2 protein-coding genes and 1 pseudogene are annotated in these 1,274 nt (G+C 51.5%); 1 reads left to right on the forward strand and 2 read right to left on the reverse strand.

What is annotated here, in order from left to right; translation table 11 throughout:
• Window positions 1-228, forward strand: a 228-nt coding sequence (locus tag JX360_RS17390; RefSeq protein ID WP_244353524.1) for a hypothetical protein, incomplete at its 5' end; no start/stop codon positions are given.
• 10 nt (window positions 229-238) lie between these two features.
• Here JX360_RS17390 and JX360_RS17395 read toward each other — a convergent pair.
• Window positions 239-778: a protein-tyrosine phosphatase family protein gene (locus JX360_RS17395; RefSeq protein WP_244353526.1), complete on the reverse strand. Its 540-nt coding sequence runs from the start codon at window positions 776-778 to the stop codon at window positions 239-241.
• Between the two features lie 221 nt (window positions 779-999).
• A pseudogene (locus tag JX360_RS17400) lies at window positions 1,000-1,274 on the reverse strand (RNA-guided endonuclease TnpB family protein); the annotation flags it as partial.

A 1,274-nucleotide genomic window follows, 5' to 3' on the forward strand; every position in this document is an offset into this window, starting at 1 on the left:
GTTCACGGTTTTGAGTGGTATCTAAGCTTAGAACGCTGGCTCCCCCTTCATCTCTTCAATCTCCAAAACTACCGCACAGCAAGGCACCCAGCTATCTGTAAGCAGCTTTTGTCAGTCAATCAGGGCTATGCCTATTACCAGTACTACTACAGTGAGGCTGGCAAAGAAGAAAAAGTGGGCACAGGAACTCCTGCTCGCCAGACTGGGCAACCTCGTCGCCGCCGTTGAGGTGAGGCATTTAGGGTTGAGTGAGTTCCTGCTGTTTGTGCAAGCAGTACTGGAGGACTTGGAGTTGAGCAGGAGTTGGCATAGAAGAGGGATGCACTTGTTTTACCCAACGAAGCGCTTCCTCAATAGGCATTTTGCGATGTAAACAAAGATAGGCAACGCACACCAGGGGAGAGCGTTCCATCCCTGCCAAGCAATGGACATACACAGAAAGACCACTACTGAGGGCACGATGGATCACTTCGACAGCCCTGAGGAGTTGAGCCGGTTGAATCGATTGTCGATGGCGGCTATCGGGCATAGAGACATAGCCATGACGGAACCGCTTGCGCAGCTCGGGAGGGAGGCTACATTCTTCCGGGTAAGAGAGGGTAAGAATAAGCTGAATGTTGTGGCTGAGCAGAATATCGATATCCTGTTCCTGAGGGAATTTGCCAACCGCAAGCTTGCCTGGGATCACCCAGTCCACCTGTAAAGGTTTGCGTCGCACGGGCTTAGGGCCAAACCATCCTTTTAGTGCCGTGGCTAGACGATCCCAAATAGTTTTCAAAAGCTTCGCCACCACCGATGGAATCGCTCTCCTGAGGTGTTGTCATTGTCAAGGTTATGTTATTATAGTTACTATTTTTCCCTGCTGGGATATCTGTCGCATCCACGGGAGTAGTCTCTGTTTTTACCATGGTTTCATCATAGCCAGTTCCCATCCGCACTTGGAGAGCCGATGTTGGTTCATTGACACTCCCCCGGTTAGAAACCGGGGGATTCTCCCTTCTAGCTCCCCACAGCTTGAAGCTGCAAGGTATTCATGGAGTTCAGGGGATTGCCAACTACCCCATCCCCTGAGCCGACCCTACCTATTACGGGCAGGGCTTCTTTTAGACTCAAAGGACACGAAAACCCGTCCCACTGGGCTAGGTTCATTGCGGCATTCCAGTCGGCATCACAGCAATACCCGTCCTGCCCGGTGAACAAATGCCCACTCCTTTTCCCAATCAATCCTGTCCTGTGGTCGGTTTTGGATGTGTAGGCAGCAGGACGTTTATGCA

This window comes from Thermostichus vulcanus str. 'Rupite', assembly GCF_022848905.1.
GTDB classification, from domain to species: Bacteria; Cyanobacteriota; Cyanobacteriia; order Thermostichales; family Thermostichaceae; genus Thermostichus; species Thermostichus vulcanus_A.